The organism is Nocardia sp. NPDC059229, assembly GCF_042754165.1.
Taxonomy (GTDB): Bacteria; Actinomycetota; Actinomycetes; order Mycobacteriales; family Mycobacteriaceae; genus Nocardia.
On record NZ_JBHZAK010000001.1, the window covers coordinates 219,316 to 232,761 of the forward strand.

Genomic DNA, 13,446 nt, shown 5'->3' on the forward strand with positions numbered 1-13,446 from the left:
GTTTTTTGACCCACACCGACTCTAACGGGCACCGCAAGCCGATTACCTGCCTGATTTGTGCCGTAGGCGCCGAAGCAGCTAGATGTGCTGCCTCAGGTCTTGGTGTCGGCAGGTGGACGTGGCGGTAGATCGTCCGTGTCGTGAGCCAGCCAGCGCAGGAACGCCACTACATGCGCATTGAGGTTGGAGTCAACCAGCGCGACAGCTGCTTTGGCGCGCTCGTGTAGGTCCGGGTCCGCGCGGACCGTCATGACCGGACAGCGGGGCATCAGCAGCACGAGCGACTCCCATACCGTGGGATGCTTCGTCGGAAGCTCGTCGGCGAGAGCAGGTGTAGCGGGCTCAGCCGGTGGGGTGTCGAGGCCGATCCGTCCGACTGCGTAGGCGAGGATCACGCTGAACAGGGCTATCGTGGTCAGGCCCGTGAACATCTCGATTATTCGCGCGAGTACCGAGTCGGCGTCGTAGGCGTTGCCGAGCGTCCCCATGGTGTTCCACGTCAGATAGACGGCGTCGAACGGTGTTTCGGGGTGATGGCCGCCGGCGGTGGTGAAACCGCTGGCGCACAGCAGTGCCAAGATCGAGAAGATCAGTACTGTCTGCGTGACGTACACGACGATCACTGCGAGGACCGACAGGTACCGCATCGTCAGTCGACCAAGGATCAGCTCGAGGGTGGCGGTGACGATTTCGAGCCAACGCAATCCCACGAGAGCCACGAGGAAGACGTACACGGGTATGCGGCCCCAGGACCAGGTCGGCGCACACCACGCTAGAAACAACCCGCCGAGAAGTGCGGCGGTGACTAGCAGGATGTAGCACTCGATGACGACGTCTGTCTTGGCCGCGAGTTCCGGGTCCTCCCGAGGACCAGGCGGCGGGGCGTTCTTCTTCATTCGTTTGATCAGAAACGTTGTCGGCGACACTCGCTCGGTCACGCCGAAGAACGCCACCAACACGCTGTTCGTCAGCAATGCGGCCCGGAATTGGCGCGGCGGTGTACTCAGCCGTTCTGCGCCTCGACGTCGCATCACCACAGATCCCTCCCATCGCCGTCAGCACTGGAATTCGACTACACGGGTCGGTGGCGAGGTCCAACACTTATGTGTCGAGGGCCCTGCCAAGTGAAGCATTTCATCCTTGTCGGTATGGGGCACTCAATACCGTCTAGCCGGTTCAGGCCGCGCCGCTCCAGCATCCCGGTAGACGGTCGCCGGAGCCACGACAATGCCGTGCTCGGTGTCCAGGACGGCCGCGAGGTGGGCGGGACCGAACATGCGCTTCCGGCGTTCTTGTGCTGGCCGGTTCACGACACCGACGACCTACCGCCGGGGCCGGTCGTCGGTGACACCAATCTCACGAGATAACACAGCTAGCGGATCGCGCGGTACCGGGGTGCCCAGTCGGCGATAGTTGGTTCCAGCCGAGCGGGAAGGTGCTCGTTTTGCCATTGCTCGCCAGGGGCCAGCATCTGAGCCTCGAACAATGCAACTGCGGTTTCAGTCAGCAGCACCGCGCTCATGAGCAGGTCAGCGACCAATCCGTACTGCTCGTCCTGGTTGTTGAGCACATTCAGCGTCCAACTGTAGCCGTGGGTGAAGCTTGAGCCGATCGCGTACGAAGCCTTCGTCATCAGTTCGAAAGGCCGCCCGCTCAGCAGTCCATCCGCATGCTTTGGCGGATTCGCGTCGATCCACGCAGCCCCAAGGGCGGTCATCGCGGTAAACCCGGGTGCCGTGATCCCCCCGCTGGACGCCTTCGCCTTCGAGATCGCGGCTTCCAGCTTTTCCACCGTCTCCTCGAACGTCGCCACATCCTGCCCGTCACCGACACTCGCATCGCGATCCTTCTCGGCCCACCTGAGCATCTCGCCCAACTCTTTGGCGACCTCGGCCGCGCAACGTTGGCGCCTTACCTCTCGACTGGGGTCGCCGATGAGCCAAATCGTGCGGGCGGCGGCTTCCATCGCGGATCGACACAGCACCAGCACCGAGGACGGCCAGGATCGCGACGCGGCCGGCGGTGGGACCGCCCCGTTGAACCAATCCGACACGAGCACTTCGGCGGCCGCCAGGTGCTCGGCCGCGGACGAAACCGGGAACCGAGCGTACTGAGCCATCGGATAGGCCGTTCCGATTTCTTGCAGGAACCCCTCATCGTCCAGTTGCATCGAGCTTCCATTCGGGGGATCTGTCAATGTGACGGCCCACTGTCGAAACTCGGCCCCACGTGCTGCTCGCTCAGTAATCCGCGTCTGAACAGATGACTTGAACAGCGCGGCGAGAGCCGCCGCCATCAACTCCGGTGTACTCATTCACCGATCATGCCCACCGATCGATATGACGCGAGTACTTGGGAGCTTCTTCGGAGCCACGTCAGAGCAATCTTGCTGGTAAGCGGGACAGCGGAGGGAAGGACCGCGTCGCGCTCCGCACCTACCGGCTCGTCGACACCGCAATCGCCATCCCAACGAGCCCACGGTCCGATCCCGAACAACTCGCTTTCTAGATCACCTCGTGGAACCAACGTCCTGAGACACCACACCTAGCGGTCTCGTCGCAAGTCTCGGTCCGGCCCTGAGTCTCGCTCGGGGCCTGTGATCAGAGGATGCTCCAGTGCGTAGCGCCGAAGCTCAAGCTCCTTGAACGCCGTCCAGCTGTCTCTGTTCAGTCGTTCCCGTCGCTCGGGCGGCATGTCGGTGCGGCGCACTCGGTGGTCCACAATCTTGATTTGCTGTCGGATCAGAAGAATCTCCACCCGCGGAGTGCGGGCGTTGACTCGCTTCGCCTTTGCGGTGAGGTCCGCGTATTGCTCTTCGAAGCTGCGCATGTCGCTGATCCCCCGATCCCCAGCGGCGAAGCTGATCAGAAGCAGCACCGCCGGATGCCGCTTGCTCGTTCTCCGATCCAGGGTGACACATCGAACCGACATCGCCACGCGCAGAAGCGAATACACGATCTCACTCGCTCACCGCGTAAGAGGTGAAACACGCTCGCCAGCCTGACGCGCCCGGCCGACCCGACCGGCATCCCTGCGGGAGTACAGGATCCGCACTCCGAATTCCGTACGGTCCAATCCCCTGTCCACCAGCATGTTTAGGGATGTCGGGGTGCGGGTGCTTCGCCGCGAATTGGCGCCCACATCCACGGCTCCCCTCCGGTCGCACGCCCTCACCTGTGCGGACCGCAGCGCTGGCGGGTTCTTTGCCCCTGGGTGGTGGCGCTTGCGCCTCCACCCGGGCAGGCCCCGGCCTGCCCGTTAACGCCTGCTCTTCTCGCGCAGAGGCTCGACGGTCAAGGGTGGCCGCAGGCCATCGCCGCAGGCGACGCGACGAAGGAGCGCCCTTGAGGGGCGAGGGGCGCGGGAACACAATGCAGGCGCCACCACCCAGGGGCACACGGCCGCCAGGCCGTGCAGTTCTTCCACCCGACCCTTCCCGCGCCGACCTCCGTGTTGATCACGAATCATCCACTGTACCAAGCGATCTCTAACGCGTAAGAGGTAAAGCGGATAGAATCGGCCTATTCCCTTCTCCTTCTGACCGGGTTCCCGGTTTCCCCTCCTACGCGGGAATTTCCTTCTTACGCGGTGACTTCGGAGGTCACGATTATGGCTATCGGTGGTCCGTTGGCGACGGCGCTGGACGAGGCGTGGGAATCCATTCGTGTCCGGCATCCGGATGTGCCCGATGTGGTGGTCGCGATGGCCTCCGGGCCGCAGGGCCGCGGGCGAGAGCGACAGCTTCCCCTCGACCGCAGAGCCCGAGAACGAGCCCGACTCCGACGGTGAGTCCGAGGCCAAGTCCCGTGATCGCAACGGCCAGCCCCTCACGTGCGTGTGCAAGCCACCGCGGCGGATCCGTGCGCACAAGAAGATCATCGACGCAGGCCCGATCCTGTGCGGACTCTGCCGAGAACCGTTCTCCCGCTGACGATCCCACGTACACCTGTCACCGCCGATCGTCGGTCCTGAACAACTCGCCTTCGAGATCGACACAGTGGAACCAACGTCATGAGACACCACACCTAGCTCCGATTGATCTGACGCGAAAGGAGCAGTTCAGTGGGAGGAGTAGTTGATCGTGAGGATGGCGACAACTCGATGAGCGTCTCCGTCTCGCCCTGTGAAGGCTTCGTTGTACGAGAAGTCGACTCGGCACATGCTGCTGGCTTCATAGTGGTAGCGGGCAGACCAACCGGCTGCGTGCGGTCTCCCGGCGCTTCCTCGAAGTCGGGTGGAGCTGCCGATCGACGGCGGCTTGTTCGGGCTGGTAGCAAGGTAATCCCATAGCCGCTGCGCAGATTGAAGCCCAACCCGCTCCACCAGTTCGTCGTACTTTGGTTTGAACTTCTGATGGACCAGCACGCGCCAGGCCGGCTGCGCAGACGGTTGCCCGCCAGGCCGTCGCGCTGGAACCATGGGCCGATAGGACTCACTCACCATCCGATACATCCTCGGCGTCATCTGTGTCAGCCGGACGTGTCGCGTCTACGAGATCCGCTTCACTGATCGGCTCAAGTAGAACGCTGCGGCGCAAGGGATCTGATAGTTGCTTGGCCGTCAGACGCCAAGCAGCTAGCACCTCATCGGCAACCTCAGTGTTTTCGTCACCTCTTGCTGCGATCAGTGCATCTTCGAGCTCTTGTGTGAACTCTTTGAGGTCATCGAGATCGAAGACCCTCAGCCAGGAGTGATCTCCCAACTCCTTGACCGAAGGCCGGCGGCCAGCCGTAACCAGATGGTTCACCCGGAGGTGGAGCCCGACAAGATCCTGCAGTTTCTGCAGGTAGTCGAGCCTGGCTTCGGGAAGCATCACGAGGCTCGTCCCATCTTTGTCCCGAAGCCTCGCCATGCCGTTTCGGGCTTCGTCTATGAACTCTGTTCGGTTGTTGGCCAGATCCGTCACCTGGAACACCCTGCTGTTCACGATGGACACCCTCCATTCAAGCTATGCCATAATAGTACATAGAATCATGGCATTCAGCGGTAGTGAGAGGTTGCAAGCTTGTCACGAACCTTCGACGCAGGGCAGATGGTCCTCGAACTGCAGGGCGCTGGTGAGCCCATAACAGCCTGGCCGACTGCCGCACTCCTCCGGAGGCTGTGCGAGCTTCTGCTGGCCCCACCGTGGCTGGAGCTGGATCCCGAAGCCAGGCTGACCACCCTGGTGGAACTGACTACGACGATTGAAGATCGCGGCCTGGATGTTTCGGCGATCATCAGGCTCGGTCTCATCGACCGTTTCATGCGGGCCTTCATGACCGGGATCATGGTCGGCAGCCTAGTTTTGTCCATTCGCGGCCAAGAAGGGACACAGAGCGCCGACGATGCCGGACACGGTGCCCGAGCAGAATTCCTGCGTCAGTGGGCCACTGTGGGCGAGGCGGAGACGCGCACACTCACGTCCCGGCGTCTGGACAGCAGGGTCCTCGGCCTGTTGATCGACGAGGATGCACCCTACCTACTCCGGACCGACTCCGAAATGAGAGGCCGACCTCACGAGATCGACCCCAAGTTCAGGCCTGTACTCGACAGCCTGATCGACAAGACATCACGCCAGTTGATGACCCCGGCCGCAACCAAGCACCTGCTCGAATGGATCGGTGCCGCACCGCTGGAGTCACTGTTGGCCTGGCAGAACGTGGAGGTGCCCGCCGCAGCGACCATGGCACACCATGTCGAGTACGAGGTTGTCACTCTCTACCGATGGCTGGTTGACCGGCTAGCACTCACCTACCTGGCTGACTGGAATTCCGAATCACTGCTTCTGGAGTGGCGTTGGGTTCACGGCGAGCTAGCGGCGCCATTCGAAGTAGCCGTTCTTGACGAGCGGGAAGTTGACCCACTGGAGCTGAATAACGAGATTGCACGCAGATCCGTCCGCGGACCCACGCTTGAACTCAGGCTTGCCCTTGACCAAGCGAAGGATCAGGCTCTCAAGCTACTGAAAAGCGGTGATCGACGCTCAGCCGCAGAATTGTTCCGCCGGGCCTGCCACCGATGGCCTAACAGCAGCGAAGCACACAACAACCTCGGATTCTGCCTTCTGCCTGATGATCCCACAGAAGCTGTCGCCCATCTCACCCAGAGCGGCAACATGGACTTAGATCAACAAGCCCCCAACGCCGTCAACCTCATGCAGGCACACCTTCTCAACGGCGAAAGCAGGCTGGCGCTCAACAGGGTGCCCACCGTGTGGGAAAACTGGGAGGCCAGCACTCCGATTGTGGGGGCGTGGCACTGGGTCCTCGGCAGAGTTCCCGAGCTCCTCTTTGTTCCAGATTCCAGGTTGCCTGTTCTCCTGCTCGCGGCAGAAGCTGCGACACGGCTTGGACTTTCAGTCGCAGATGAGTGGCGTGATCGACATGCCAATCTATGCATGGATAGCAGCTGCAACTGTCTAAAGTTGGTCCCCGGTCGCATCTCGTGACGACCGACAACTCGCCGCCAAGCCTGCTCACCGACACCAGTTTTGCGAAACAACGCAGCCTACGCCAGCGCGATGATTACGGCGACCGTCGCCAGGACCGCGATCACCACCAAGCATCCACTCAACACCTCGGGTGCCAGCTCGTTCTCGGACTGACAGCCCGATGGGCTCGGCGAAGGCTGCGCGCTCTTGATGGACCGCAGAGGCGCCTTCGGCGCTGGCACCGGCGGTCGGGGGCTCGCCAGCAGCGCGGGTGGCTTGCTGCGTGCCTGGCATGCCGCACGAACACTGTCCAGTTCCCTCGGGCGGATCCAGCCGGGCCGGCGTCTGCCGTTCTGGTTGACCGGCATCCCGTCCTGCCCGCGCGGAACCCGCTGCCGCTGTTCCCGCGTCCGCGCTCGCCGCAGAGCGCGATGGTGCGGCATCACCTGCCAGTCATCCTGATCGAGCACCCGCAGGACCGATCCCGGCCGGTCCCGCAGCACGGCATGACATTTGCTTTCCCGCGACAACCGCGGCGCATGGTGCTCACTCCCCACCCCCCGAGTTGGACCACCGGCCACCGACATCGGAGACCGATGAAAATTACTGCCTAAGAAGGAATTTCCCCGGTTCACTGCATAAGAGGTGAGCTGCGGGCAAGGTGACGATCCGGGTACAGCCGCTCGGACGCTGTGAATCTCCCCGCGTAAGAGGGAATCTCGGATTCCGGGGTCTCGGACTAGGTGAAACCTGCCGACCAGCCTTGTGGTCGCGCAAGCGTCAGCTTGCGATCGACGGCGCCCTACGCCGTCGTATCCCCGCCTAAGTGCCATCTCATGAGGTTGGTTTCACCTTTGGGTGGGCCCGGTGCAGGTGCTTGCTCGGCATAGGTAACAGTCGTTTCATTCAGAACTTTGTTCGCGTCCAGCGGCGTGATCTGTTGCACTGACGGACTCGCCGTAGGCAAAGTACGGGATCGGATAGTCGGGCCGCGGTGGCAGCTCATCGGTTTCGCGCATGAACCAGCGCAAGAACGCCAGGACGTGCTCGCGATAGCTGGAATTCACTGCGCGTAGCGACTTCTCCACCCGCTGCTTGAACTCCTCGTCCACAGTGAGAGTGAGCGCGGGCTTGCGAACGCGCTTCGAAACAACCCGTAGCTGGTCTCGCCGGTACTGCGCTCGCAGGTTGTCGGCCCATTCCTGTACGTCCGGCTGTAACTCGGCGACAAGCTCTTCGGCCGGTTCCCAGTAGCACTTCGACAATGCATCCCAGTGGACTGGCACCAGACCTGCCTTCGGCGGTTCAGTAGACTTCACGTCTGGTTCGCCAGGTTCGGATGCGTCCTGGTCGATGGCGGGAGTGCCTGGAGGCATGATGATCCCGAACCCGAAGTTTGGATCATGGGACTTGCTCACGATGTATGCCTCATCGAACCACCACACTCTGGTGCCCGGCTTCCAGTCCTTGGAATCGCCAGTCATGTAGTCCCCCAAGCAGATTGAGCTGTTACCAACAGAGCTGCGCACCTCCAACTGAGCGTATCGAAGAGCGGAAGCCCTCGCCGCTCGATTGACCGACCCAAGCCCCCAGCTGCTCCCGGATCCGAAACTCGAGGAATCCGTACTCAATCGGCCGGCCACAACTGACGATTCACCGCAATCCGGCCCGGACGCGAACCCAACCGTCCGGGCCGGGCTCGTCCGGCCAACCGATTGGCAGTTTTAAAACTGCTAATGGAATTGGCAGTTCCAAAACTGCGCGCCGGATACAAGGAGGAGTCCCGATGACAGCTCTCGCCGAAATCCTGACCGAGGACCAGCGCCTGCTGCTCGCCGCGGCCGGTACCTCGACGCTCCTGCGCATGTTCACCGATCCGGACTACGGGATTGCCTGCTTGTTCGATTCGCATCGCGTCTGCACCATCACTGATGAGGCGTACGCGCCGCGCCCGGAGTGGAAGGCCGCGCGCGTGTCCTTCGCCGTGGATCCCAAGCATGGCGTCCACCTGATGCGCTCGCTCCCGCGCGACAGTCCCGATGCCCCGAAGGTCTCGATCTCGCGCAAACGGCTGCACGCGTACGCGGCGAGCCTGCCGCCGGCGTGGATCGAGGCGTTGCGCGGATTGCGCGGCTCCTACCGCCTGACCGTCGATGACGCGGTATGGCAGGCGCTGCTGCTGCCGGGTCGCCCCTGCCGAGATCAGATGGAACAGATCAACGCTGGCAGTTCTAAAACTACCCATGCTGCTACTGTAGATCGCATGCCGGACGAGCATGAGTACGAACCGGTCGAAACCGTGGCGCTGGGCGACAAGGTGGCCGAACTGCTTACCGCTTGGGAGTCCGGGGAGCCGTTGACCGGGGGGCAGTTGTTCGGCCTGCCGCCGCTGGACGGGGACGTGTGGGTCGATATCGCCGGCGCATCGGTGATCACCCGCGTCGAGCCCAAGACCATCACGTCGTTCCTGTCGCGCGGCAAACCGAAGGCGTGCCCGTTCCCCACCCCGAGCAAGTTCCTCGGACGGCTCTACTGGCCCGCCACCACGTTGTTGTCGTGGACCACCCAATACAAGCTGGTCCGCCGTACGGAACAGACAGGGTAGAAGTTTCCGCAGGTAGGAGGGCAAAGACCGTGCGTGTGTCGCCTATATGCCCAGAGCAGCCGGATCCAGCTGCGGCATAGCGGCGATGGCCTGCCGCAGCGAGTCCACTACAGCGGCGGCCTGCGGACTGGTCGCGGCCACAGCGTCGGCGACGTCCGAAACCTGCTGCTCGATGCTGCCCACCACGGCCGCAGGCTCCGGAGCCACGACATTCACCAACGGCTGCGGGTCAGCCGGTTTCGGCACATCCACGCCGGCGCCGAGCGCGCCCGCGCTCGCACCGCCGATTCCCGCCCCGACAGCGGCGCCCACCGCGACGGCCGGGGCCGCAGCGACCACCGCACCGACCATGCAGCCCGCTGTACCTCCGACCGCAGCGCCGAGCACTGATGCCGCACCCGCGGTGGGAACGCCCGCAGCGATTCCGCCGGCCACACCGCCAACGACCATGCCAACACCGCACCCGGCAAGCGACAGCGGCGCAAGGGATATCGCGCCCACGTACGCGCCGACCCCGCCACCGATCAGAGTGGAAGCGGCGCGACGGTCAGACTCGTCCCGGGAAAAGCCCATACCGTCATAGGCTGCGGCGATCTGCCATTCCGCGTAATCCAGATAGCTCTGCGCCTTGTCGCGGAACTTCGGATCAACCCAGTCCGGGATGCCCAGCGTGGTAGTGCCCACCCGCAGCGCGTGCGGGTCTGCGGGCTGCACCTCCGGCCCGGCCTCGGGCTGCTCGCCCTCGGGATGCTCGGTCTGGGGCTGCACCAGGGTGTCGGGCTGGGGGCTGGTCTGTTGACGCGGGCGCGGACGAGACGGCGGGGCAGGCGGATCCGGTACATAGTCCGCCAGGCTCGGCGCGGCGGGCGGCGACGGTGCGGTACTCAGTCCCGGCTGCCCGTCCCCGGGCACCGCCAGGCCGGGCTGCCCCGGCGCTGCGACGGCCGCACCTTGACCAGCGGCCAGCATCAACGGAAGTAGCGACAGGGCAGCGTATCTGCGCGGCATTCTCTATCCCCCGGATCGGATTGCGCGATGATCACATGCCCGCCGATCCTACGGCCGCCAACCGTCGCCCGGGTGGCCGGCGGTCCCCGTGATCGATCTATCCGGGTAGTAGATCCGCGGTAGCCCTTCGCAACTCGCGCGCGGGCACCCTCCCCTCTCTGTGCAGGCCAGGCCTCGCCGAGAGCAGGGGTCCGGGGGCAGCGCCCCCGTGTGCGGCCGACCGGCCGCAGTCATCCCGGAGAGGAAACCCCACCACGACGGCCGTGCGGAACAACGGCGCGAGCTTCGCTCGCGGAACAACGCGCGATCTCCTGCACTCGCACAGCATTTCGGTTCGCACTGGAAATCGCGCACCACAGACTGGCCGTCGGCCGCGTCAGGAACCGATCGCGGCACACGAGTCAGGCGCCAAACCGCCGCGGCCATGCACGTCGTGCCCAGCAAGCCGGAGGTGACCCAACTTAGGGCCGCTGGCAACAGCGTGGCGAACGAAGGCCGCTCGCGGCCGACTTCGACACGCTAGCCCGGCCCGGAACCACCTACCCAACGCAACATAACCACCCAACCCAACCACCTACACAACTCATCGATTCTCCCCGGATACCTACCCTCACCTACCACCAAAAGAGTCCCCACCACCACCCAATGGAGAGCACATGCACACGCAGTGGGTATGTGCTCTCCATTGGGTGGTGGTGGGGACGGACACCCCCGAAACCCCAGCTCAGGGTAGGTATCCGGGGAGAATCGATGTCGAAATAAGTCGTGAACTGCGTTCACGACTTATTTCGATCTTCTTTCTAGGTCCTCATCGATGACTTGTTGAAGATCTTTTGATGTCAGCTGATCGCCATGAGCTTGCCGCTCTAGGCCCTCGGAAGCCGTCCCACGGGGCCGCCGGCCCGCTCCCTCAGCGGAGATTGTGGCCGATTGTCCGGGTGCCTCAAGGGCGCGTACGCGTCGGCTACGCCGATGCCCTTCGAGCACCCTTGACCCACCCGGACAATCGGCCAGAACGCTTTCGGAGGGAGCGGGCGAAGAACAAGCTAACAGCAGTTGGCACGATATATGAGGACACGAAACAGCCCCCGACCGGTCAGGTCGGGGGCTGTTTCGCTGCGGACTATGGCTAATCAGTCCGGCGGTACCGATCGAAGTGATGCGATCCGATCGGACGGGAAGACTCGGTAGTTGAGAAAGAACGAGCAAGGGGCCTGGCATCGACGACCGTACCGACGCCGGACCGGCTCACCGCTGCCGAACGCGCACAGTTCGAGCAGGTACATGCCCGAGGCGAGGTGCTGGAGACAACGCATACTTCGACTCGAAGAACGTAATCGACGGCGACATGCCCGGCCAGGTCCAGAGATGGCGGACACACCGCGCGACCGGCAGACCGGACAACTCGACCTACGGCACAATCAATCGCGACAGGGTGACGCATAATGTTTCGCCCCCTCCTCAGGGGCCGCTGTAGCCGGGGGGACCACGATCTGAACCCGGAGGTAAAAATGGCTGACTACAACAATGTCGTTTCATTATCCCGCGAGGAATTCGAGCGTTTAGGGCCGAGCGTAGCGGAGCTGAGAGATCAGACGAAGTTCACGAAATCAGACGATGAGGATATAGCGAAGATGGAGCGCCTTCTCGACTTGAGAGAGGGCGTTCTGGCCAATGATGAGTACTATCTTGAAAGGGTTATATCCAGGTGTGGTCGCATCCTTACCATGTACGACTTCGTATTCACCGCCCTGGTGGATGCGGGCCACTCGAAGTCGTTGATAGTACATACGTTCATCGGAAATAAGCTTGTTGTGAACGAGCCGCGGCTCATCAGATGTTCGGTATGCGCCGAAAAATGCCCGAGTCCCGTTTGGTACCGGATGCCCCAAAGTTATGGTTGCAGGCCGCTCGAGTGAGCGCCGAATATTAGTCCGTACGACACAAAGGACCCCCGGCTCAAGGGAATTGAACCGGGGGTCCTTGCTGTGGCGGGTTACGCGGAGGGTGGGATGTACTTCCCGTCGCCGTAGACGCGACCGGCGCCGCCGGTGGCCTTGCCCTTGAAGGTGAACCCTTCCAGGCGGCCACCCATGGCCACGGTCTTGACGCCGGCGGCTGCCAGTGCGGCGTTGAGCGCGGCCTTCACGTCGCGGTCCAGGCGCAGGAACCGTTGCCCGTCGTCGTTCTCGTCCTCCTCGGCGGCGGTCTGGAAGACCAGCACCGAATCGATGACCGCGGGCCCGGCCTCGACGGTCGACGGCTTGCGGTCCACCCAGAACAGCGGCTTGCCGTCCACCATGCGGTGACGGCGCTCGGCACCGATGATTTCCCCGGTCAGCTCGTCGCCCGGCTTCGCGTCACGGCCGAAAGCGTTGCGAGGGCCGACCGGCCCGGCCAACTCGGCGTTGATCGTGTCGAAATCCGACATGGTCATGATGTCCTCCAAAGGTAGTGAGAAATGCTGTGGCGTAAGGGAATTGAGGGGGCAGGCTCGCCGCCTGCCCCGTGGGCATTCGGTCAGCGAACGAGCTGGATCACCACCTCCGCCCCGTCGCCGCCCGACGCGTCGTTGTTCTCGGCTTTCAGGCGGGCCAGGATCTTGCCGACGTAGCCCTTCGACAGATCCATGGTCTCGGCGATCTCACGAAGGGGCTTGCCCTCCAGATGCATCGCCCAGATGCTCGCGTCGCGGTCCTCAGGGCGCACGATCGTCTCCTGCGAGACGGGTTCGGCGTCTCCTCGGTCATCTCCTGGAGACGAGCAGGAGACGGGCCGCGTCTCCTCGGCGTCTCCTCGCGGGCCTTCAGGAGACGGCCAGGAGGCGACAGGAGACGCAACAGCATCTCCAGGAGCCGCAACAGGAGACAGCTCCTGGATGGTGCCGAGATGCGGTGTGCGCGTGGTTCGCTCGGCGTTGACCGTCTGGGTGATCGGCTCGGGTTTGCGCGGCACCTCGATCAGGATCGTGAATCCGTGCATGACCGCCATCGCCGCGACCGGAGCCGCACCCGCGATCACAGCCGCGATGGTCGGCGTGACGGGGACCTTCGCGGCGTGCGCACCGTTGCCGATCAGGCTGACCAGCTCCGACGCGGCCAGCGTCCACCAGAAGAACCGCCGGAACCGCGGCTCCACGTGGACGCGGTTCTTGGCGCGGCGCTTGAGCACGACCAGCGCGATGGCCGACTGAAACAAGGGCCCGTCCACGATGATCGGGGCACCCCACGCCAGCCAGGAGGTGGTCCCGGCCTGCTGCGCCAGCCCGTGCAGAGCGATAGCGGACCACCCGCACGCGGCGGTCAGCACCCCGATCACCAAGATGACCGCTGCGGTCTCGACCCCGTCCCATCCCGAGGTTGTCTCCTCAGGCGTCTCCTGGGGTGTCTCCTCGGAACGTTCCACTGTCTCCTCCAACCAT

11 protein-coding genes are annotated in these 13,446 nt (G+C 63.5%); 3 read left to right on the forward strand and 8 right to left on the reverse strand.

The window, feature by feature from the left end; all coding sequences use genetic code 11:
* Positions 1–92: 92 nt before the first annotated feature.
* The 4 genes from ACFXHE_RS01090 to ACFXHE_RS01105 form a co-directional block, all read right to left on the reverse strand.
* Positions 93–1,037, reverse strand: a complete 945-nt coding sequence (locus tag ACFXHE_RS01090; RefSeq protein WP_379378579.1) for a hypothetical protein — start codon at positions 1,035–1,037, stop codon at positions 93–95.
* Between the two features lie 335 nt (positions 1,038–1,372).
* On the reverse strand, positions 1,373–2,314 hold the full coding sequence (locus ACFXHE_RS01095; RefSeq protein ID WP_379378580.1) for a hypothetical protein: 942 nt from the start codon (positions 2,312–2,314) through the stop codon (positions 1,373–1,375).
* 230 nt (positions 2,315–2,544) lie between these two features.
* Positions 2,545–2,955, reverse strand: a complete 411-nt coding sequence (locus ACFXHE_RS01100) for a hypothetical protein (RefSeq protein ID WP_379378582.1) — start codon at positions 2,953–2,955, stop codon at positions 2,545–2,547.
* 1,477 nt (positions 2,956–4,432) lie between these two features.
* Positions 4,433–4,927, reverse strand: coding sequence for a hypothetical protein (locus ACFXHE_RS01105; protein ID WP_379378584.1), 495 nt, complete (start codon positions 4,925–4,927; stop codon positions 4,433–4,435).
* A gap of 78 nt (positions 4,928–5,005) precedes the next feature.
* Between ACFXHE_RS01105 and ACFXHE_RS01110 the strand changes: the two genes are divergently transcribed.
* On the forward strand, positions 5,006–6,430 hold the full coding sequence (locus ACFXHE_RS01110; RefSeq protein WP_379378586.1) for a hypothetical protein: 1,425 nt from the start codon (positions 5,006–5,008) through the stop codon (positions 6,428–6,430).
* Positions 6,431–7,314: 884 nt separating this feature from the next.
* Here ACFXHE_RS01110 and ACFXHE_RS01115 read toward each other — a convergent pair.
* Entirely contained in the window at positions 7,315–7,896 is a 582-nt protein-coding gene (locus tag ACFXHE_RS01115) for a hypothetical protein (protein ID WP_379378588.1), read from the reverse strand.
* A gap of 302 nt (positions 7,897–8,198) precedes the next feature.
* Between ACFXHE_RS01115 and ACFXHE_RS01120 the strand changes: the two genes are divergently transcribed.
* The gene (locus ACFXHE_RS01120) at positions 8,199–9,017 is read left to right on the forward strand and encodes a hypothetical protein (protein WP_379378590.1); all 819 of its coding nucleotides are present in this window, start codon (positions 8,199–8,201) and stop codon (positions 9,015–9,017) included.
* Positions 9,018–9,059: 42 nt separating this feature from the next.
* On the opposite strand, the gene ACFXHE_RS01125 is transcribed toward ACFXHE_RS01120, so the two are convergent.
* Positions 9,060–10,025, reverse strand: coding sequence for a hypothetical protein (locus ACFXHE_RS01125; RefSeq protein ID WP_379378592.1), 966 nt, complete (start codon positions 10,023–10,025; stop codon positions 9,060–9,062).
* 1,511 nt (positions 10,026–11,536) lie between these two features.
* Here ACFXHE_RS01125 and ACFXHE_RS01130 point away from each other — a divergent pair.
* Positions 11,537–11,944, forward strand: a complete 408-nt coding sequence (locus ACFXHE_RS01130; protein ID WP_379378594.1) for a hypothetical protein — start codon at positions 11,537–11,539, stop codon at positions 11,942–11,944.
* A 77-nt stretch (positions 11,945–12,021) separates the two neighbouring features.
* On the opposite strand, the gene ACFXHE_RS01135 is transcribed toward ACFXHE_RS01130, so the two are convergent.
* Positions 12,022–12,462, reverse strand: coding sequence for a hypothetical protein (locus tag ACFXHE_RS01135; protein ID WP_379378596.1), 441 nt, complete (start codon positions 12,460–12,462; stop codon positions 12,022–12,024).
* Between the two features lie 83 nt (positions 12,463–12,545).
* Positions 12,546–13,430, reverse strand: a complete 885-nt coding sequence (locus ACFXHE_RS01140; protein WP_379378598.1) for a DUF2637 domain-containing protein — start codon at positions 13,428–13,430, stop codon at positions 12,546–12,548.
* Positions 13,431–13,446 lie beyond the last annotated feature (16 nt).